At 62.6% G+C, this 20,871-nt stretch carries 18 protein-coding genes; 1 reads left to right on the top strand and 17 read right to left on the bottom strand.

All coding sequences use genetic code 11. The features are described from left to right. Positions 1–8 precede the first annotated feature (8 nt). On the top strand, positions 9–920 hold the full coding sequence (locus J1777_RS08700; RefSeq protein WP_207575362.1) for an NAD(P)-dependent oxidoreductase: 912 nt from the start codon (positions 9–11) through the stop codon (positions 918–920). Positions 921–1,119: 199 nt separating this feature from the next. Here the strand turns inward: J1777_RS08700 and J1777_RS08695 are convergent, their stop codons facing one another. From J1777_RS08695 to hslU, 17 genes are all read right to left on the bottom strand, one after another. Beyond that, a complete protein-coding gene (locus tag J1777_RS08695) occupies positions 1,120–1,296 on the bottom strand; it encodes a hypothetical protein (protein WP_207575361.1) in 177 nt (58 codons plus the stop codon). Between the two features lie 24 nt (positions 1,297–1,320). After that, positions 1,321–2,244 (bottom strand): UDP-3-O-acyl-N-acetylglucosamine deacetylase, encoded by a 924-nt coding sequence (lpxC, locus tag J1777_RS08690; protein WP_207575360.1) that lies wholly within the window; start codon positions 2,242–2,244, stop codon positions 1,321–1,323. A 153-nt stretch (positions 2,245–2,397) separates the two neighbouring features. Further along, on the bottom strand, positions 2,398–3,660 hold the full coding sequence (gene ftsZ / locus J1777_RS08685; protein WP_207575359.1) for a cell division protein FtsZ: 1,263 nt from the start codon (positions 3,658–3,660) through the stop codon (positions 2,398–2,400). Positions 3,661–3,769: 109 nt separating this feature from the next. Further along, positions 3,770–4,999 carry a cell division protein FtsA gene (ftsA, locus tag J1777_RS08680; protein WP_207575358.1) on the bottom strand — a complete coding sequence of 410 codons (1,230 nt, stop codon included), beginning with the start codon at positions 4,997–4,999 and terminating at the stop codon, positions 3,770–3,772. Between the two features lies 1 nt (position 5,000). Further along, positions 5,001–5,852, bottom strand: coding sequence for a cell division protein FtsQ/DivIB (locus J1777_RS08675; RefSeq protein ID WP_207575357.1), 852 nt, complete (start codon positions 5,850–5,852; stop codon positions 5,001–5,003). A gap of 18 nt (positions 5,853–5,870) precedes the next feature. After that, a complete protein-coding gene (locus tag J1777_RS08670; RefSeq protein WP_207575356.1) occupies positions 5,871–6,842 on the bottom strand; it encodes a D-alanine--D-alanine ligase in 972 nt (323 codons plus the stop codon). Further along, positions 6,839–8,269: a UDP-N-acetylmuramate--L-alanine ligase gene (gene murC, locus J1777_RS08665; RefSeq protein WP_207575355.1), complete on the bottom strand. Its 1,431-nt coding sequence runs from the start codon at positions 8,267–8,269 to the stop codon at positions 6,839–6,841. The genes J1777_RS08670 and murC overlap by 4 nt, the downstream gene beginning before the upstream one ends. Further along, positions 8,266–9,336, bottom strand: coding sequence for an undecaprenyldiphospho-muramoylpentapeptide beta-N-acetylglucosaminyltransferase (murG, locus tag J1777_RS08660; RefSeq protein ID WP_207575354.1), 1,071 nt, complete (start codon positions 9,334–9,336; stop codon positions 8,266–8,268). The genes murC and murG overlap by 4 nt, the downstream gene beginning before the upstream one ends. Further along, positions 9,336–10,556 (bottom strand): putative lipid II flippase FtsW, encoded by a 1,221-nt coding sequence (gene ftsW / locus J1777_RS08655; protein ID WP_242700466.1) that lies wholly within the window; start codon positions 10,554–10,556, stop codon positions 9,336–9,338. The genes murG and ftsW overlap by 1 nt, the downstream gene beginning before the upstream one ends. 86 nt (positions 10,557–10,642) lie before the next feature. Beyond that, complete coding sequence (gene murD / locus J1777_RS08650) at positions 10,643–12,406, bottom strand: UDP-N-acetylmuramoyl-L-alanine--D-glutamate ligase (RefSeq protein WP_207575352.1); 1,764 nt, start codon at positions 12,404–12,406, stop codon at positions 10,643–10,645. 5 nt (positions 12,407–12,411) lie between these two features. Beyond that, positions 12,412–13,590, bottom strand: a complete 1,179-nt coding sequence (gene mraY / locus J1777_RS08645) for a phospho-N-acetylmuramoyl-pentapeptide-transferase (protein WP_207575351.1) — start codon at positions 13,588–13,590, stop codon at positions 12,412–12,414. Next, positions 13,584–15,002, bottom strand: a complete 1,419-nt coding sequence (locus J1777_RS08640; protein WP_207575350.1) for a UDP-N-acetylmuramoyl-tripeptide--D-alanyl-D-alanine ligase — start codon at positions 15,000–15,002, stop codon at positions 13,584–13,586. Before J1777_RS08640 ends, mraY begins: the two co-directional genes overlap by 7 nt. Beyond that, positions 14,999–16,480 (bottom strand): UDP-N-acetylmuramoyl-L-alanyl-D-glutamate--2,6-diaminopimelate ligase, encoded by a 1,482-nt coding sequence (locus tag J1777_RS08635; RefSeq protein ID WP_207575349.1) that lies wholly within the window; start codon positions 16,478–16,480, stop codon positions 14,999–15,001. The genes J1777_RS08640 and J1777_RS08635 overlap by 4 nt, the downstream gene beginning before the upstream one ends. Then, on the bottom strand, positions 16,477–18,216 hold the full coding sequence (locus tag J1777_RS08630) for a peptidoglycan D,D-transpeptidase FtsI family protein (RefSeq protein ID WP_207575348.1): 1,740 nt from the start codon (positions 18,214–18,216) through the stop codon (positions 16,477–16,479). The genes J1777_RS08635 and J1777_RS08630 overlap by 4 nt, the downstream gene beginning before the upstream one ends. A 2-nt stretch (positions 18,217–18,218) precedes the next feature. Then, positions 18,219–18,506 carry a cell division protein FtsL gene (gene ftsL, locus J1777_RS08625; protein WP_341352950.1) on the bottom strand — a complete coding sequence of 96 codons (288 nt, stop codon included), beginning with the start codon at positions 18,504–18,506 and terminating at the stop codon, positions 18,219–18,221. A 2-nt stretch (positions 18,507–18,508) separates the two neighbouring features. Beyond that, positions 18,509–19,438 (bottom strand): 16S rRNA (cytosine(1402)-N(4))-methyltransferase RsmH, encoded by a 930-nt coding sequence (rsmH, locus tag J1777_RS08620; RefSeq protein WP_207575347.1) that lies wholly within the window; start codon positions 19,436–19,438, stop codon positions 18,509–18,511. Between the two features lie 108 nt (positions 19,439–19,546). Then, positions 19,547–20,869, bottom strand: a complete 1,323-nt coding sequence (gene hslU, locus J1777_RS08615; protein ID WP_207575346.1) for an ATP-dependent protease ATPase subunit HslU — start codon at positions 20,867–20,869, stop codon at positions 19,547–19,549. Positions 20,870–20,871: the final 2 nt, after the last annotated feature.

The following is a 20,871-nucleotide window of genomic DNA, read 5'->3' as shown; positions in this document are numbered from 1 at the left end:
TACACACCATGCCCACCCTCGCCACCTTGCCCCCCTCCCCTCTGACCCTGTGCCTGCTGGGCACCGGCAACATGGGCCTGCCCATGGCCCGGCGCTTGGCCCAAGCCGGTTACCCGGTGCGCGTCTGGAACCGCACTCAGGCCAAGGCCGAAGTCTTGGCCGCAGATGGAGCCGTCATTTGCGCCACCCCGCGCCAAGCTTGCACCGGGGCCGACATCACGCTCAGCCTGCTGGAAAACGGCGATGTGGTCGAGCAGGTGCTGTTTGGCCTGGGCGCGGACAGCGCCTGCCACGGCCTGGCCAGCGGCAGCCTGGTGATCGACATGGCCTCCATCCAGCCGCGCCAAGCCCGTGCGCACGCCCAACGCCTGCAGACGCAAGGCGTGCGGCACCTGGATGCTCCTGTTTCAGGAGGTACTGTCGGTGCAGAGGCGGGCACTTTGGCAATCATGGTCGGTGGAGATGTTGAAGATGCAGCGCAAGCAGCTCCTATTTTTAATGTTTTAGGCCGTGCCACCCATGTGGGCCCCCACGGCAGCGGGCAACTGGCCAAGCTGGCCAACCAAATGATTGTGGGCATCACCATCGGCGCCGTGGCCGAAGCCCTGCTGCTGTGCGAACAAGGCGGGGCCGACCCGGCCAAAGTGCGCGAAGCCATCACCGGCGGCTTTGCCGACAGCCGCATCCTGCAACTGCACGGCCAGCGCATGGTGCAGCGCAACTTTGCCCCTGGGGCCCGCATGGGCGTGCAGCTCAAAGACCTGCGCAATGCGCAAACGACTGCGGCAGAAGTGGGGCTAGAGGTGCCGATTACCGATTTTTTCGCCCAGCTCTACACCAGCGCCGTGGAACATGGCTTTGACCAGCTCGACCACAGCGGCCTGTTTGCCGAACTGGCGCGGCGCAATGGGCTGCAATAAATCACCCGCTGAATCACCCGCCAAGGCACCGCCTGGCTAAGAACGTGTTCATGATCTCGAATGAAGGTGTGGGGGATGCGGTTCGGGATGGGTTGTGAGGCGCAAACCACAGCAATAGCTTGGCTATTGCGAGGATTTGCAACGACGCAGACCGCCCGAAGCCGCGCCCGCACACCCATGAGGAGATCGTGAACACGTTCTAAACAATGCGGCCCAGCATCAGCACGGCAAAAAAGCTGATGCCCGCAATCACACTCCACTTCAAAATCAACAGCGCCCAGCGTTTGAAATAAACGCGGCCTGTGCCCAGATAAAACGCAAACGACAGCGCCGCCCCCAGCAACAAAAACAGCACCAACCAACGAAAAATCAGCATGCCAGCTCCTGGGTTGTGCTGTGTTTACCAGGCCGCAGCGACGGCATTAAATCCGGCCGGCGCGTCCCGATCGCGGGCAAAGGTCACCTCCTCCCAGCTATCGGGCTGGGCCAGCAAGGCCCGCAGCAGCTGGTTGTTCATGGCATGGCCAGAGCGAAACGCGCTGTATGCGCCCAAGATCGGGCGGCCAATCAGGTACAAATCGCCAATCGCATCAAGGATTTTGTGTTTGACAAACTCATCCCCGTAGCGCAAACCATCGCTGTTCAACACCTTGTAGTCGTCCATCACAATCGCATTGTCCAGACCACCGCCCAGCGCCAAACCATTGGTGCGCAGCATTTCTACATCGCGGGTAAAGCCAAAAGTGCGGGCCCGTGCAATATCGCGCACGTAATCCCCCCGGCCGAAATCAAACTCAAAACTTTGCCCCGTTGAATCCACCGCCGGATGGGCAAAATCAATTTCAAAGCGCAATTTAAAACCATGGTAGGGCTCAAACCGCGCCCACTTCAATTGGGCACCGGCGCCTTCGCGCACCTCCACAGGCTTTATCACGCGAATAAATTTTTTTGCTACTTTTTGTAATTCAATACCGGCACTTTGCAATAGAAATACAAAGGAAGAAGAAGAACCATCCAAAATGGGCACTTCCTCGGCCGTAATATCAATCACGATATTGTCAATTCCCAGCCCGCACAAAGCCGACATCAAGTGCTCCACCGTATGCACCTTGGCCCCGGCTGCGCCAATCGTCGAGGCCATGCGGGTATCGACCACCGCTTGCGCAGAAATGGCAATATCCACCGGTTCCGGCAAATCAACGCGGCGAAAAACAATACCGGTATCCGGGGGCGCGGGCCGTAGCGTCATCTCCACCCGCTGGCCACTGTGAAGCCCCATGCCCACGGCACGGGTGAGTGTTTTAATGGTTCTTTGCTCTAGCATGGCGCGATTGTAGAGAGCTAAAACAAAAACCATCCAAAGCAAACTTATAGATTTTTCTATAAGCACCATGGATGGTTTCTAAGGCTGCCCAACCGAAGCTGGAATCGCCACCAAGCTGGGCGCGTGGGCCGCAGAGAATGCGGCTCAGTGCCCTTAATCGGCCTGTTTGCGCAAGAAAGCGGGAATTTCCAAATCGTCCATGCCGCCAGAGGACAAGGCATCCACACGGGCCGCAGCATGGGTGCGGTTGGTGCGGTTAGAGCCCCAAACGCTGGAGGTCGAGGCATCGCCGCTGCCATAGGCACCTGCGGCACCCACGGGAGCAGCAGCCACCGGATTGCCGCCGGCCAACGCCGCGTTCATGCTGGCCGTTGGGGTGCCGACCAGGGTCATGTTGTCGGTACCAGTGCGCAAACCGCCCTGCACCACCGACATGGCCTGGCGACGTGCCCCTGGACGGGACAGGCCCGTAGCCACCACCGTCACGCGAATATCTTCACCCAGGCTGTCGTCATACGCTGCCCCGTAAATCACGTGGGCATCTTCCGAAGCATAGGCCTTGATGGTGGTCATGGCCTGGCGCGACTCCGACAGCTTCAAGCTGCCACGGGCCGCCGTGACCAGCACCAGCACGCCTTTGGCACCCGAAAGGTCAATGCCTTCCAGCAGCGGGCAAGCCACTGCTTGCTCGGCGGCAATACGGGCGCGATCGGGGCCGCTGGCACGGGCCGTGCCCATCATGGCCTTGCCCGGTTCGCCCATCACGGTACGCACGTCTTCAAAGTCCACGTTCACGTGGCCGTATTCGTTGATGATTTCAGCGATACCGCCCACCGCATTGCGCAGCACATCGTTGGCGTGGGAAAACGCCTCTTCCTGAGAGACATCGTCACCCAAGACTTCCAGCAATTTTTCGTTGAGCACGACGATCAGGGAATCGACGTTGGCCTCCAGTTCAGACAGGCCCTCATCGGCGTTTTTCATGCGGCGGTTGCCCTCCCACTCGAAGGGTTTGGTCACCACACCAACAGTCAAAATCCCCATTTCCTTGGCCACGCGGGCAATGACGGGGGCAGCCCCCGTGCCCGTGCCACCGCCCATACCGGCGGTAATAAAAAGCATGTGCGAGCCATCAATAGCGGCACGAATATCTTCCACAGCGGCCTCGGCCGCTTCACGGCCTTTGTCGGGTTTGCTGCCCGCGCCCAAGCCGCTTAGCCCCAGCTGGATGGTGCGGTTGGCGTTGCTGCGAATCAAGGCCTGCGCATCGGTGTTAGCACACACGAACTCCACACCCTGCACGCTGTTGGCGATCATGTGCTCAACCGCGTTGCCGCCACCACCACCGACCCCGATCACTTTAATCTGAGTACCTTGGTTAAATTTTTCGGTGTCGATCATTTCGATAGTCGTCATGCGGGAACTCCTGGAAACCTTGTCAATCATGCACTGCTAGTGTTTTATTGGAAAGCAAATTCAATTTGCCATCGCGCAAATGTATCTGGAAAGCTTCAGATAGCGATACCTAGAAGTTTCCCACAATAAAGTCTCTGAATCGGCCTAAAGCGGTCTTCATCGAGCCACTTTTTTGTGCCACCTTGAAACCGCGCAAGCGCGCCAGGCGCGCTTCCTCCAATAATCCCATCACCGTTGCTGAGCGTGGTTGGGCCACCATATCGGCCAAAGCGCTGGCATATTGGGGCACCCCCCGGCGCACCGGCTTGAGAAAAATATCCTCTCCCAGCTCCACCATCCCCGGCATGACCGAGCTGCCGCCCGTGATCACCACCCCGGAGGAGAGCACCTCTTCATAGCCCGATTCGCGAATGACTTGGTGCACCAGATGAAAAATTTCTTCGACCCGCGGCTCAATCACCCCGGCCAAGGCCTGCTTGCCCAGCATGCGCGGCCCCCGGTCGCCCAGGCCGGGCACTTCCACCTGGGCCTGCGGATCGGCCAGCGATTGCTTGGCAAAACCGCTCTCAACCTTGATGTCTTCGGCATCTTTCGTGGGCGTGCGCAGGGCCATAGCGATATCGCTGGTAATTAAATCGCCCGCAATCGGAATCACCGCCGTATGGCGAATGGCCCCACCGGTAAAGATCGCCACATCGGTGGTGCCGGCACCAATATCGACCAAGACCACGCCCAATTCGCGCTCGTCATCGGTCAGCACCGATTGGCTGGCGGCCAAGGGATTGAGCAGCAATTGCTCCACTTCCAAGCCACAACGGCGCACGCATTTAATGATGTTTTCCGCCGCACTTTGGGCCCCGGTGACAATGTGTACTTTCGCTTCCAAACGAATGCCGCTCATGCCGATGGGCTCTTTAACGTCTTGTCCGTCAATGACAAATTCTTGCGGCTCGACCAACAGCAGGCGTTGATCGGACGAAATACTCACCGCCTTGGCCGTTTCAATCACCCGGGCCACATCCGTGGGCGTGACTTCTTTGTCTTTAATGGCCACTACGCCACTTTGATTAAGGCCCCGAATATGGCTGCCGGTGATGCCGGTATGCACGCGCTGAATTTTGCAATCGGCCATCAGCTCGGCTTCTTTTAAAGCCTGCTGAATGCTTTGCACGGTGGCTTCAATATTGACCACCACACCGCGCTTTAATCCGTTGCTGGAGGCGACCCCCAAGCCCGCCAGTTTTAAATCGCCATTGGGCAACACTTCGGCCACCACAGCCATGACTTTGGAGGTGCCGATATCCAGCCCTACCACCACATCTTTGTACTCTCTTGCCATTTCAGTGTCTGCCCTCTGCAGGTCGATTTTTTGGACTATTTGTTGTTGTTGCTGCTGCTTGGCGCTGTGCCAAGGCCTTGGCCGCAGCGGGTGAAATTGTGTTCACGCCACGCAAGCGCAAAGCATAACCATCGGTATAGCGCAAATCGGCGTACTCTATAGCATTTGCCGTGCGTTGGTAGCGTTCCAGCACCGTGCGCACCGTGCGCAGCCAGCGCTGGGTGCGCTGCAAAACTTGTTCGGGGGTGCCGCTGCCCAATTCAAGCTGCGCCTCATTGCTCAGCACCAGCAGCCAGCTGCCCCGGTCACGCAGGCTCAGGGCATCGACCGACAGGTCCAGCGCTTGAAACAATGGCTCCAGCGCATAAAACATGGCCAACACCTGGGGGGCCGAGCCCTCGGGGCCGTCCAGGCGGGGCAGGCCCTCGCGTTCGAGTTCGCCCAAGTTGGCTTCAAACACTTCCCCCAAGGTATTGACCATGGCCGCGCCCGAAGCCGCGCCCCAGTACGCCTGGGCCACATGCTCATGCAAGAGCACACGCAAACTATTGGGGTACGCGCGGCGCACCTCGGCTTTGCGCACCCAGGGCACCTGCTCGAATACGGTCTGCGCCTGGGGCAAATCAATGGTGAAAAAATTACCAGCCAAATGCGGGGCCACATTGGCCCGCAAGGTCACCGCGTTGTTGTGCACCAATTCACCTTCAACCACGATGCGGTTAATCGAAAACACCGGATGGCGCAGCGCCCAGCCAACAACCAGCACCAGCACCAGAATGCACCCGCCCCCAAACATGAACGAAGCCGTCACGTTCATGAGGCGAATATCCAGGGGGGTAGGCCGCTCGCGCATACACAGTCACTGCCGTGGCTAGGAAGTGGCAGCTGCGCTGTCCAGAGTGGCGGTGGCCAGCAGCTGCAAGCACAGTGCCTCGTAACTGATGCCTTGAGCCCGGGCGGCCATGGGCACCAGGGAGTGGCCCGTCATGCCCGGCGAGGTATTCATTTCCAGCAAGAACGGCTTGCGGTCGCTGGCGCGAATCATCACATCGGCGCGCGCCCAGCCCCGGCAGCCCAGGGTGCGGTAGGCTTTTTCCACCATGCGCTGGATGGCCTCCTCTTCCTGCGGCGGCAGGCCGCTGGGGCAGTGGTATTGGGTGGTGTCGGTGAAGTATTTGTTCTGGTAATCGTAATTACCGTCGGGCGCGACGATGCGGATCAGGGGCAGCGCCTGGGCGGCCGCGCCGGTGCCCAGCACGGGGCAGGTGGTTTCGTCACCGGCAATAAATTCTTCGCACAGCACTTCGGGGTCGTACCGGGCGGCCAGGGCATAGGCCTGGGCGCATTGCTCGGCACTGGTGACTTTGGTCAGGCCAATGGTGGAGCCTTCGCGCGCCGGTTTAACAATCATGGGGCTGCCCAGGGCGGCAAAGGCCGCTTGCGTATCGGCCACACTGGCCACCATGCGCCAATCGGGGGTGGGCAGGCCTTCAAAACGCCAGATGCGCTTGGTCATGATTTTGTCCATGGCCATGCTCGAAGCCATCACGCCCGAGCCGGTGTAGGGAATGCCCAGCAGCTCCAGCGCCCCTTGCACCGTGCCGTCTTCGCCGTGGCGACCGTGCAGGGCAATAAAGCAGCGGGCAAAGCCTTCTGTTTTCAGCGCGCACAGGTCTTTTTCGGCTGGATCGAATGCGTGGGCATCAACCCCTTGCGCACGCAAGGCGTTCAGCACGCCCTGCCCAGACATCAGAGAGACTTCGCGCTCCGAAGAGCGTCCACCCAGCAGCACCGCCACTTTACCGAAAGCGGCGGGTGTTAATTTGTCATTGTTTTGTGTCATAACCCACGTCCAATATGCGTCTCTAGCTTGTCTTTTGCGAGCAGCTGTACTACTTTGGCTGGCACCGCACCAATCGATCCGGCCCCCATGGTCAGCACCACATCGCCCGGGCGGGCATTGTCCACGATGGTGCTGGGCATTTGGGCAATGTCCGCTACAAATAAAGGCTCCACCTTGCCCGCCACGCGCAGTCCCCGAGCCAAGGCGCGGCCATCGGCGGCCTGGATCGGCTCTTCACCGGCGGCATAGACTTCGGCCAGCAACACGGCATCGGCCTGGCTGAGCACCTGCACAAAGTCTTCAAAGCAATCGCGGGTGCGGGTGTAGCGGTGGGGCTGAAAGGCCAACACCAAGCGCCGCCCCGGAAAGGCCCCGCGTGCCGCAGCAATGGTGGCCTGCATTTCCACCGGGTGGTGGCCGTAGTCATCAATCACGGTGAACTGGCCGCCTGCGCACGGCAGCTCGCCGTAGCGCTGAAAGCGCCGACCTACGCCTTTGAAGTTTTCCAGCGCCCGCAGCACGGCGGCATCGTCCACTTCCAGCTCCATGGCAATGGCCACGGCCGCCAGGGCGTTCAAGACGTTGTGCTCACCCGGCAGGTTCAGGGTGACGTGCAGCGGCGGATAGGGCTTGCCGTTTTGCCGCAGCACGGTAAAGCGCATTTGGCCCTGCTCGGCGCGAACATCCACCGCCCGCACCTGCGCGCCTTCGGCCAGGCCATAGGTGGTGACCGGGCGGGCCAGCTGGGGCAGGATGTCGCAAATGGCGGGGCTTTCGGTGCAGACAATGGCCCGGCCATAAAACGGCATGCGGTGCAAAAAGTCGAGAAAAGCCTGTTTCAGCCGCCCAAAATCGTGGCCATAGGTCTCCATGTGGTCGGCATCGATGTTGGTCACCACGGCCATGACGGGCAGCAGGTTCAGAAACGAGGCATCGGATTCGTCCGCCTCGACCACGATGTAATCGCCCTGGCCCAGTTTGGCATTGGCCCCGGCGCTGTTGAGCCGCCCGCCAATCACAAAGGTGGGGTCCAGCCCGGCCTCGGCCAGCACACTGGCGACCAGGCTGGTGGTGGTGGTTTTGCCATGCGCTCCGGCAATGGCGATGCCGGTTTTAAAGCGCATCAACTCGGCCAGCATCAGGGCGCGGGGCACGACGGTGATTTTTTGCGCCCGCGCGGCCACCACTTCCGGATTGTCAGCGCGCACCGCCGTCGAGGTGACGATGACCTGCGCCCCGGCAATGTGCTCTGCGGCGTGGCCAATAAAGGTGGCAATGCCCAAGGACTGCAGGTGCTGCAAGGTGGCACTGTCGGCCAAGTCCGACCCCGAGATGGTGTAACCCAGGTTGTGCAGCACTTCGGCAATGCCGCTCATACCCGAGCCGCCAATGCCGACAAAGTGAATGTGTTGAATGGCGTGTTTCATCGGGCCAGCTCCTGGCAGGCGGCCACCACGGCAGCGGTGGCTTCGGTTTTTTGCATCATTTTGGCCTTTTGCGCAGTCTCTAGCAGCGTTGAGCGCTGCATATTTTGAATCATGTGTGCCAGTTTTTCCGGGCTTAATGCCGTTTGTTGCACCACCCAGCCGCCCCCGGCATCGACCACAAAGCGGGCGTTGGTGGTTTGGTGGTCGTCCACCGCATGGGGAAAGGGCACGTAGATGGCGGCTGCGCCCACGGCGGCCAGCTCGGTCACGGTGCTGGCCCCGGCGCGGCAAATGACGAGGTCGGCCTGGGCGTACGCGCTGGCGGTGTCGTCAATGAACGGGGTCAATTCGGCCTGCACCCCGGCAGCGGCGTAGCTGGCCTGCAGGGCCTGCATTTGCTTGGCCCCACTTTGGTGCCGCACCTGCGGGCGTTGTTCAGGCGGAATCAGGGCCAGCGCCTGCGGCACGGTGTCGTTGAGCGCCTTGGCCCCCAGGCTGCCGCCCACCACCAAGATGCGCAACGGCCCGCTGCGCCCGGCAAAGCGCTCGGCCGGTGGGGGCTGCTGCAAAAATGCTTGGCGCAAGGGGTTGCCCACCCACTGCGCCCCCGGCAAGGCGTTGGGAAAGGCACAGAACACGCGGCTGGCAACGTTGGCCAGCACTTTGTTGGCCATGCCGGCCACGGAATTTTGCTCGTGCAGGATGAGCGGTTTGCCCGCCAGCGTGGCCATCATGCCGCCGGGAAAGCTGATGTAGCCGCCCAGGCCAATGACCACATCCGGACGCACGCGCCGCACCACGGCCCAGGCCTGGGCAAAGGCCTTGAGCAGGCGCAGCGGCAGCAAGGCCAGCGTAAGCAGCCCTTTGCCGCGCACGCCAGAGAAGTCGATTGTTTCTAAAGGAAAGCCCTGGGGCGGCACCAGGCGCTCTTCCATGCTGCCAGGGGCCCCCAGCCAATGGACTTTCCAGCCCTGCTCGCGCAGCGCCTGGGCCACGGCCAGGCCGGGGAAGATGTGCCCACCGGTGCCGCCCGCCATGACCAAGGCGGTTTTTTGTGTAGCACTCATCACGCTCTCCTGGGGCTTTGCAGTGCTTTGTTCTCGTAATCCACGCGTAGTACCACGGCAATAGCTATCAAATTAAATAATATGGCGGAACCGCCGAAACTCATCAGCGGCAAGGTCAGCCCTTTGGTAGGCAGCGCCCCCAGGTTCACGCCCATATTGATAAAGGCCTGAAACCCCATCCAAATGGCCACCCCTTGCGCCACCAGGCCCGAAAAAACGCGGTCCAAAATAATCGCCTCGCGGCCAATTTCGGTCATGCGCCGCATCAGCCAGTAGAAGGCAAAAATCAACACCATCAGGCCGACAAAGCCAAACTCCTCGCCAATCACCGAGAACAAAAAGTCGGTGTGCGCCTCGGGCAACCAATGCAATTTTTCCACGCTGCGGCCCAGGCCCACGCCGGTCACCTCGCCGCGGCCGATGGCGATCAGCGCGTGCGTGAGCTGGTAGCCCTTGCCCAGGGCGTGCTCCATGTCCCAGGGGTTGAGGTAGGCAAAAATGCGCTCGCGCCGCCAGGGCGAGGTGGCGATCATGGCCACAAAGGCCAACACCACCAGCGCCCCCATGCCAAAGAACATGCGGGCATTGACCCCGCCCAAAAACAAAATTCCCATGGCGATGATGACGATCACCAGAAAAGCGCCCATGTCCGGCTCGGCCAGCAGCAGCACGCCAACAATCAGCACGGCAAACGCCATGGGCAGCACGGCACGAAAGAAGCGCTCTTTCACCGCCATGCGCCGCACCATGTAGTCGGCGGCGTACAAAAGCACGGCGAATTTGGCCAATTCGGAGGGCTGAAAATTCATCACCCCCAGCGACAGCCAGCGCCGCGAGCCATTGACGGACACGCCCACGTGGGGGATGAGCACAATCACCAGCAGCACCAGCGCCAACATGAAAATGCGCGGGGCCAGCTGCTCCCAGCGCTCCATCGGCACTTGAAAGGCCAGCAAGGCCGCCACAAAGCCCACGCCCAGCGAGATGGCGTGGCGCAGGGCGAAGTGGTAGGGCAGTATCTTGCCAAAGCGCGGGTTGTCGGCCATGGCAATCGAGGCCGAATACACCATCACCAGCCCCCAGGCCAGCAGGCCAATCACCACCCAAATCAGCGCCTGGTCCAGGCCCAGCGTGGTCGGCGGCAAGGCTTTGCTGCGGTACTGGGCATCGCCCACGCGCACGGGCAGGACATCGACGGGCTTGTCCTGCGGGCCGCGCATCCAGCCGGTCAGGCGTGTGCGCCAAGAGCGGTGCGCCGAGGGCGCAGCGGACTGCTCGGGCGTGTGGTCCGTCTTTTGCTTGGCCATTAACTGCCCACCTCCAGCACCTGCCCGGCGGCCTCGGCCAGGGCCTGCACGGCCTCGGTAAACACCTGGGCGCGGTGGGCGTAGTCGCGGAACATGTCCATGCTGGCGCAGGCCGGGGAGAGCAACACGGCATCGCCCGGCTGCGCCTGGTCACGGGCCAGTAGCACGGCGCTGGGCAGATCGGCAGCATCGTGCAGCGCCACCCCGGTGGGGGCCAAAGCCTGGCGAATGGCGGGCGCATCGCGCCCGATCAACACCACGGCGCGCACATACTGGGCCACGGGCGCGGCCAGCGGGGCAAAGTCTTGCCCTTTGCCCAGGCCCCCCAAAATCAGCACGATGCGCTGCTGCGGCCCCAGCCCGTGCAGGGCCGCCACGGTGGCCCCCACATTGGTGCCCTTGCTATCGTCAAAATACTCTATGCCATCGACCAGCCCCAGGGACTGCACCCGGTGCGGCTCGCCCCGGTATTCGCGCAGGCCAAACAAGAGCGGTGCCAGCGGGCAGCCCGCCGCCTGGGCCAGGGCCAAGGCGGCCAAGGCGTTGCAAGCGTTGTGCAGGCCGCGAATGCGCAGCACATCGGCCGGCAGCAGGCGCTGCAGAAACAGGCTGCCATCGGGCCCGGCCTCGTCGTGCGCGCGCACCAGCCAGCGCATGCCATTGACTTCTTCCAGGCCAAAGTCACCCGGCTGCTGCGGCAGATTGCTGCCAAAGGTGGTGTGCCAGCGCGGCTGCAGCTTGCCGCCCTTCAATTTCACCGGCGCAGGCAGCATGGCCATGACGGCCTCGTCCTGGCGGTTGAGCACCATGCAGCCTTGGGCCCCAAACACCCGTGCTTTGGCGGCGGCGTAAGCGGCCATGCTGCCGTGCCAGTCCAGGTGGTCTTGCGTGATGTTGAGCACCACGGCCGCACTGGGCGCGAAATCTTGCACGCCCTCAAGCTGAAAGCTGGACAACTCCAGCACCCAGGCCTGGGGCAAATTTTCAGCGTCCAGGTGGTGCGTCAGGGTGTCGAGCAGGCTGGGGCCGATATTGCCCGCCACCGCCACCGACCAGCCCGCATGCTCCAGCAAGTGACCCGTGAGCGCGGTGACCGTGGTTTTGCCATTGGTGCCGGTAATGGCCAGCACTTTGGGCGCATAGCCGTGCTGCTGGGCCAAGGCGGCCAGGGCTTTGGCAAACAAATCCAGCTCGCCGCCCACCGGCAGACCGATGGCGCGGGCGGCATCAACCACGGGCGCAATCTCCTGCGGGGCCAGTCCGGGGGAGCGGTACACGCTGCGCACGTCCTGCCCGGCCACCAACTCGGCGCTGAACGGCCCGGCGATAAAACGCACGCTGGGCAACTCGGCATGCAGCAGCGCCAACTGCGGCGGTGCACTGCGCGTATCGGCCACCGTCACCTGCGCCCCGGCGCGGGCGCACCAGCGGGCCATGGCCAGCCCGGATGCGCCCAGACCCAGCACCAGCACGCGCTGGCCGCGCAGGTGCTGGGCAGCATCCTGCGGCCAGCGGGCAGGCACCGGGGGCCACTGCACGGCGGCCAGCGGCAGGTCGGTCTGTGCGTCGGCCGCGTCCGTGGCCGCAGCGGCTTGATCGTCTTGAAAAATCTGCGCGACAAAGGCCGCCGCGTCGCTGGCGGCGGTCAGCGCTTTGTTTTCAGGAGCTGCATCCGCTTGTTTTTCAATGCTTTCAGGCATATTTACTTCTGAAGCCTTGATTTCATCAGCGAGAGCAGCTAGGTTTTGATTCTCTTGCACCATGGCGCTTACCGCAGTTTCAGAGTGGACAGGCCAATCAGGCACAGCAGCATGGTGATGATCCAAAAGCGCGTGACAACTTGGGTTTCCTTCCAGCCGCTTTTTTCAAAATGGTGGTGCAGCGGCGCCATTTTGAGCAAGCGCCGCCCTTCGCCGTAGCGCTTTTTGGTGTATTTGAAGTAGACCACCTGCAGCATGACGGACAAGGCCTCCAGGACAAAAATGCCGCCCATGATGGCCAGCACGATCTCTTGGCGCACGATGACGGCAATCGTGCCCAGGGCACCGCCCAGGGCCAGCGCCCCCACATCGCCCATAAAAATCTGCGCCGGGTGGGCGTTGAACCACAAAAAGGCCAACCCCGCGCCGGCCATGGCCCCGCAAAACACCAGCAGCTCGCCCGTGCCCGGAATGTGCGGCAGGTGCAGGTATTTGGCGTAGGTGCTGCTGCCCGTCACGTAGGCAAAAATGCCCAGCGAAGCCGCCACCAAAATCACCGGCATGATGGCCAGGCCATCGAGCCCATCGGTCAAATTCACCGCATTGCTCGCGCCGACAATGACCAAATACGTCAGCACGACAAAGCCCAACACGCCCAGCGGGTAGCTGACCTGTTTGAAAAACGGCAGCATCAGCCCGGTTTGCGGCGGCAAATCCATCGAAAAACCCGATTGCACCCAGGTGATGAACAGCTCAAAAGCCCGGGCATTGCTGGACTCGGAAATGCTGAACACCAGCGCCAGCGCCGCCAGCAGGCCAATGACCGATTGCCAGAAATACTTCTCGCGCGAGCGCATGCCTTCGGGGTCTTTATTCACCACCTTGCGCCAGTCGTCCACCCAGCCAATCGCGCCAAAACCGAGGGTGACGATCAACGTCGTCCAGACAAAGCGGTTGCTCAGCTCAAACCACAGCAGGGTGGAGACGGCAATCGACAACAAAATCAGCACCCCGCCCATGGTGGGCGTGCCGCTTTTGACCAGGTGCGTTTGCATGGCGTAGCCGCGAATGGGCTGGCCCACTTTCAGCGCCGTGAGCATGCGAATCGCCTTGGGGCCAATCCACAGGCCAATGAGCAAGGCGGTCATGGCCGCCATCACGGCGCGGAAGGTGATGTACTGCACCACGCGCAAAAACGTCCAGTCCGGCTGCAGGCTTTGCAACCACTGGGCCAACCAAATCAACATACCCCTGCTCCCTGCTGGGCGCTGGCCGCTTGCAGCGCCTGCACCACCTGTTCCATGCGCATGCTGCGCGAACCCTTGACCACCACGCTGGCCACCCCGGCCTGCACCGCGGCCAGCACCTGCGCTTGCACGGCGGCCATGTCCTGGCCATGCCAACCGGCGGGGCCAAAAGCGACCACAGCGCCCTGGCTTTGGGGGCCCAGTGCTATCAATTGTTCAATCCCAGCGGCGCGGGCACTGTGCCCTACCTCGGCGTGAAAGGCCGGGCCTTGGTCGCCCACCTCGCCCATATCGCCCAGCACCAGCAGGCGCGGGGCGGGCAACTCGGCCAGCACGGTAATGGCCGCTTGCATGGAATCGGGGTTGGCGTTGTAGGTGTCGTCCACCAGCGTCAGCGTGCGTCCCTGCCAGGGCAGGGCCAGCGCCCGGCTGCGCCCCGTCACCGGGGTGAAGGCCTGCAGGCCCTGGGCAATGGCCGCCAAGGGCACGCCGGCCGCCACCGCGCAGGCGGTGGCCGCCAGGGCATTGCGCACGTTGTGCCGCCCGGCAATGTGCAAGGCGGTGTGCAGCGGGCCATGCGGGGTGGTGATGCTCACCTGCCAATGGTCGCCCTGCCACACGGCGTGCGACGCTTGCACATCGCCCACGCCAGCGCCAAAGGTGAGCACCGTGCGCCCAGCGGCCAAGCCTTGCCACAGGGGGGTAAAGGCATCGTCCGCCGGGAACACGGCCGTGCCATCCACCGGCAGCATGGCCAGCACGCTGCCGTTTTCTTCGGCCACGGCCTGCACGGTGTGCATGAATTCCTGGTGCTCGCGCTGGGCGTTGTTCACCAAGGCGATGGTGGGCTGGGCAATGCAGGCCAGGTCGGCAATCTCGCCGGGGTGGTTCATGCCCAGCTCGACCACGCCCAGACGGTGCTGCGCGGTCAAGCGCAACAGCGTCAGCGGCACGCCAATCGCGTTGTTGAAATTGCCCCGCGTGGCAAAAGCGGCCTCGCCCGCTGCGGCGGTCAGGATGCTGGCCAGCATTTGCGTGACGGTGGTTTTGCCATTGCTGCCGGTCACCGCCACCAATGGCAGGCCAAACTGGCTGCGCCAACCGGCGGCCAGCGCCCCCAGGGCGGCGGTGGTATCGCTCACCTCCAGGCACGGCAAACCGGGCAGGCTGCGCCCCAGCTCGACCACGGCGGCAGCGGCACCGGCCGCTTGGGCCTGGGCCAAAAAGTCGTGTGCATCCAAGCGCTCGCCGCGCAGGGCGATGAAGAGATCGCCGGGCTGCACGCTGCGGCTGTCGGTGTGCACGCGCTGCAGGGCAAGGTGCTGGGCCCCTTCGGCAGCAGCGGCACTGCCGTACTGCACCTGGGGCAGGGTCTGGGCTATCCAGGCAGCCGCCTGGGCCAAAGTCATCATGGCTGGGTTCTTTCTTGGCGGGCCTGCACGGCGCGTGCGGCCTCGTGGTAATCGGAAAACGGGCGTTTGTGGCCCTGCGCGTCTTGGTAATCTTCGTGGCCTTTGCCGGCCAGCAAGACCACATCGCGGGCATCGGCCTGGGCAATGGCCTGGGCAATGGCGGCCGCGCGGTCCAGTTCATAAGGGGTCTGGGGGCGCATGCCCGCCAAGATATCGGCCACGATGGCCTGCGGATCTTCCAGGCGCGGGTTGTCGCTGGTGACCAGCACCTGGTCGGCCCCTTGCTCGGCGGCGGCCCCCATCAGCGGGCGCTTGCGGGCATCGCGGTTGCCGCCACAGCCAAACACGCAGCACAGCCGCCCGCCCCGCGCCTGGGCCAAGGGGCGCAAGGCGGCCAGGGCTTGCTGCAGGGCATCGGGGGTGTGCGCGTAGTCAATGGCCACCAAAGGCTGGCCCACCACGGCAATTTGCTGCATGCGCCCAGGCACGGGTTGCAAGCTGGCGCACGCCGCCACGGCCTGCGCCAGGCTGTGGCCTTGGCCGCGCAGGGTGGCCAGCACGCCCAGCAGGTTGCTGATGTTGTACTGGCCAATCAGGGCCGTTTGCATGGGCTGGCGCTGCTGGCCCTCTACCACGGTAAAGGCCATGCCTTGGGCGGTGTGGGCAATATCGACGGCCATCAAGCGCGCAGGGTGCTGCAGGCCCACCGTCCACACCTCCAGCGCGCAACGCGGGGCCAGCGTTTGCGCCAGCGCCCGGCCTTGGGCATCGTCCACATTCACCACGGCCACGCGCAGGCCGGGCCAATCGAACAGCTGGGCCTTGGCCTGCCAGTAAGCGTCCATGCTGCCGTGGTAGTCCAGGTGGTCTTGGGTGAAGTTGGTAAAGACGGCAGTATCAATAGCAGTGCCCGCAAGGCGATGCTCAACTATTCCAATAGATGAGGCCTCAATGGCTGCAAATTCAGCGCCAGCAGCTATGAACTTTGCAAACTCGGTCTGCAGCAGCACCGGGTCGGGCGTGGTCATGCCGGTGCTGGTGAAGTGCGGCGGCAGGCCCACCCCCAGGGTGCCAACCATGGCACAGCGCGGCAGGGCGTGGGCCAGCCACCAGGCGGTGCTGGTTTTGCCATTGGTGCCCGTGACCGCCACAATGCGCAGCGCCTGCGCGGGGTGGCCCAGCCACTGCGCGGCCAGGCTGCCGGTGATGGCTTTCAGGCCGGTAAAGCTGGCAATGCGGGCATCGGCAAACGCAAAGTCGGCGCTGCCGTCGTGCTCCACCAAGCACGCCGCAGCGCCGTGCGCCAAGGCCTGGGCGACAAAGGCGCGGCCATCGACTGCGGCCCCCGGCCAGGCAATAAAAATATCGCCCGGCTGCACGTGGCGGCTGTCGGTGCGCAACTGCCCCTGAGGGGCGCGCGCGCGCAACCAAGCCAAGGTGCTGGGCAGATCGGATAAATGCAAAAAAACTGAACTCACAAAGATTCCTCGACCGGATCGGCGACGATTTGGGGCTGCACAGCCATGTCCGGCGGCACGCCCATAAAGCGCAAACTTTGTTGCACCACGGCACTGAACACCGGTGCGGCCACGGTGCCACCGTAATAGGTGCCATTGTTGGGCTCATCGACCATAACGGCGACGATGATGCGCGGCTCTTCCACCGGGGCCAGGCCGGTAAACCACGCGCGGTATTTGCCGGCGGCATAGCCCTTGCCCACCTGCTTGCGCGCCGTGCCGGATTTGCCGCCCACGGAGTAACCCACCGTTTGCGCCCGCTGCCCCGTGCCCCCAGGGCCGGTGGCCAGGGCGAGCATGTGGCGCACGGCATTGGCCGTTTTGATGGAGAAGATCGGCACGCCCACAGGCGGCTGCTTGAGCTTGAGCATGGAGGCCGGAATCACCCGCCCATCATTGGAAAACACGGTGTACGAGCGCGCCATTTGCAGCAAACTGGCCGACAGGCCATAGCCGTAGGACATGGTGGCCTGCTCAATGGGCCGCCAGCTTTTAAAGGGCCGCAAGCGCCCACTGGCCACACCGGGGAAGGCAATTTGCGGCTTTTGTCCATAGCCCACGGCCGAGAAGGTTTCCCACATTTCCTGGGCGGTGAGTTGTTGGGCAATTTTGGTCACCCCAATATTGCTGGACTTTTGAATCACGCCTTCGACCGTGAGCACCCCGTGGTTGCGCGTATCGGAGATGGTCGAGCCGGTGACGTTCAAGCGCCCTGGCGAGGTATCAATCAAGGTATCGGGCCGGAACTTGCCCGACTCCAGGCCCATGGCCACCGTGATTGGTTTAACGGTTGAGCCCGGCTCAAACACATCGGTGATGGCACGGTTGCGCAGCTGCTCACCCGTGAGTTTTTTGCGGTTGCCCGGGTCAAAACTGGGGTAGTTGGCCAAGGCCAGCAGCTCCCCCGTGCGCGCATCCATCACCACCACCGAGCCGCCCAGGGCTTTGTGGGCCAGCACCTGTTCTTTGATTTTTTGGTAGGCAAAAAACTGGATTTTGCTGTCAATGGACAGGGTAATTTCGCGCCCATCAATCGGCGGGATTTCTTCGCCCACGCCTTCCACCACCCGCCCCAGGCGGTCTTTGATCACCCGGCGCGAGCCCGGTTGGCCAGCCAGCTCTTTTTCAAAGGCCAGCTCCATGCCCTCTTGGCCTTTGTCCTCCACATTGGTAAAGCCAACAATGTGGGCCGCCGATTCACCCTCCGGGTACTGGCGCTTGTATTCGCGCGTTTGGTAGATGCCTTTGATGGCCAGCGCCTTAATTTGCTGGCCCACATCCCAATCGAGCTGGCGCTTGAGCCAGACAAAGGTTTTGTCCGTGTCCAGCTTTTGCTTGAGCTGCGCCAAGGGCACATCCATCAGCTGGGCCAACGCGGGCAGCTGGGCCAGCACGGCCGGATCGGCCATATCCACGTCTTCCGGGATGGCCCAGATGCTGGCCGCTGGCACGCTGGAGGCCAAAATCAGCCCGTTGCGATCCAAAATGCGCCCCCGGTTGGCCGCCAGCTCAATCGTGCGGGCAAAGCGCACCTCGCCCTGGCGCAGGAAAAAGTCATTGCCAATCAACTGCACATAGGCCGCGCGCCCGGCCAGGCCCAAAAAGCCCAGGGCCACCAACATCATCACCAAGCGGCTGCGCCACAGCTGGGTTTTGTGCGCCAGCAAGGGGCTGCTGCCATAAGAAACGCTGCGCATGCCTATTGCCCCACCCCACGGTCATCGCGCACATAGGTGGTCAGCGCTGGGGTGGCCGTTTCCATGCCCAGCTCTTGGGCCAATTTTTCAATGCGCACCGGCGCCGATTGGGCCCGCTGCTCCACCTGCAGGCGCTCGCGCTCTTCTTCCAGCTGCCGGTTTTTGGCAATGGCTTGGTCCAGCTCGGTAAACAAGCGCCGCGCTGCGTACTGGGTTTGCACCAAGTACAAGGCACTGGCAATCACGGCCAGCAGCAACAAAATATGCATGCGCAGCAGCACCCGTTCCATGCTTACACCACGTCGGTACGCTGGGCAACGCGCATCACCGCACTGCGCGCGCGCGGGTTGGCCGCCACCTCGGCGGCGCTGGGCTTGATGCGCTGCACCGCCGTCAGGCGCATGGGCTGGGGCGGGGCCAGCGGCATGCGCCGGTCGTACACCTCTTTGGAGTGCTCGGCCATGAATTGCTTGACGATGCGGTCTTCCAGCGAGTGAAAGCTAATCACCACCAGCCAGCCGCCCGGCTGCAGCACCTGCAGGCTGGCGGCCAGGGCCTGCTCCAGCTCTTGCAGCTCGGCGTTGATAAAAATGCGCAGCGCTTGAAACGTGCGCGTGGCCGGGTTCTGGCCCGCTTCGCGGGTTTTGACCACGCGGGCCACCAGGCTGGCCAGCTCAGCGGTGGTCTGCAGCGGCCCTTGTGCCTCGCGCTGGGCGACGATGGCCTTGGCAATGGGAAAGGCAAAGCGCTCTTCGCCATAGTTGCGAATGACATCGGTGATCTGCTGCACCTCGGCCTCCGCCAGCCACTGGGCCACGCTCATGCCGCGCGTGGTGTCCATGCGCATGTCCAGCGGGCCATCAAAACGGAAGCTGAAACCGCGCTCTGGCGTGTCGATTTGCGGGGAACTGACCCCTAAATCCAAGAGTACGCCTGCGGTGCTAGCTATTGGTAATTCGGCCAGATGGCAAAAGCCCTGGTGGCGAATGCTAAAGCGCGGGTCATGGATGGTGGCCGCCTCGGCAATGGCTTGCGGGTCTTTGTCAAAGGCAATCAAGCGCCCCTGCGGCCCCAGCCGACTAAGCAGCAGCCGCGCATGGCCGCCGCGCCCAAAGGTGCCATCCACCCAGGTGCCAGCGGGCTGCTCGCCATGTCCTGCCAGCAAAGCGTGTACCGCTTCTTGGCGCAAAACCGTAATGTGTTCGGGCGAGGTGGAGGTCAAAGCAGCAGCCTTCAGCGGGTAGAGAAAAACAGAAAACCCTCTGGGACCAGTGCCGCCAGAGGGGAAAGATTTTAAGCGACCGGCCCAGGGCCACCGCGCTGCGGGACTTTACAAGATGTAGCGTGACAAATCTTCATCTTTGCTCAGCTGCTCCAGCCGGGCATCGACGTAAGCGGCATCAATCACAATGGTCTGGCCCTGGTGCTTGACCGCATCAAAGCTGACCTCGTCCAGCAGCCGCTCCATCACCGTCGATAAACGGCGCGCGCCAATGTTTTCGGTGCGCTCGTTCACCGTAAACGCGGTGTGCGCCAGGCGGGTGATGCCCTCGGGGGTGAACTCCAGCGTGACACCTTCGGTGGCCAGCAGGGCCTGGTATTGCTTGGTCAAGCTGGCGTGGGTTTGGGTGAGGATAGCCTCAAAGTCTTGCACCGACAGGCTGTCGAGTTCGACGCGAATCGGAAAACGCCCTTGCAGCTCAGGAATCAAATCGCTGGGCTTGGACAGGTGAAACGCCCCCGAGGCGATGAACAAAATATGGTCGGTTTTCACCATGCCGTATTTGGTATTCACCGTGGTGCCCTCGACCAGCGGCAGCAAATCGCGCTGCACGCCCTGGCGGGAGACTTCGGCCCCGCCGCTGTCTTGGCGCGAGGCGACTTTGTCGATTTCGTCCAAAAAGACGATGCCGTTTTGCTCCAAATTGTGCAGGGCGCGGGCTCTGAGCTCTTCTTCGTTCACCAGCTTGGCCGCCTCTTCATCGACCAAGAGCTTGAGCGCCTCCTTGATCTTGAGTTTGCGGGTTTTGCGCCGCTCTGCGCCCATGTGACTGAACATGCCGCGCAGCTGTTCGGCCATTTCCTCCATGCCCTGGGGGCCCATGATTTCTACCTGGGGGCGGGCATCGAGCAGGTCGATTTCGATTTCCTTGTCATCGAGCTGCCCCTCGCGCAATTTTTTACGAAAAACTTGGCGCGTGGCGTTGTCGGTGGCCGGGGTATCGCCGTGCGTGCGGGCCGAGGGCAGCAGCACCTCCAGCACCCGCTCTTCGGCCGCGTCTTCGGCGCGCATGCGCTGCTTTTTCATGTCCGCTTCGCGGGCCTGTTTCACCGCCACTTCGGCCAAGTCACGGATGATGGCATCCACATCCTTGCCCACATAGCCCACCTCGGTGAACTTGGTGGCTTCAATTTTGATGAAGGGCGCATCGGCCAGCCGCGCCAAGCGGCGGGCAATTTCGGTTTTGCCTACGCCGGTGGGGCCAATCATCAAAATATTTTTCGGCGTAATCTCCGGGCGCAGCGCCTCATCGACCTGCTGGCGGCGCCAGCGGTTGCGCAGGGCAATGGCCACGGCCCGCTTGGCACCGGTTTGCCCAACGATGTGGCGATCGAGTTCACTGACAATTTCTTGGGGAGTCATGGACGACATGT

Origin of the sequence: Comamonas denitrificans (assembly GCF_017368815.1) — a bacterium.
Taxonomy (GTDB): domain Bacteria; phylum Pseudomonadota; class Gammaproteobacteria; order Burkholderiales; family Burkholderiaceae_C; genus Comamonas; species Comamonas denitrificans.
This window is presented reverse-complemented; position numbering and strand designations above follow the sequence as displayed.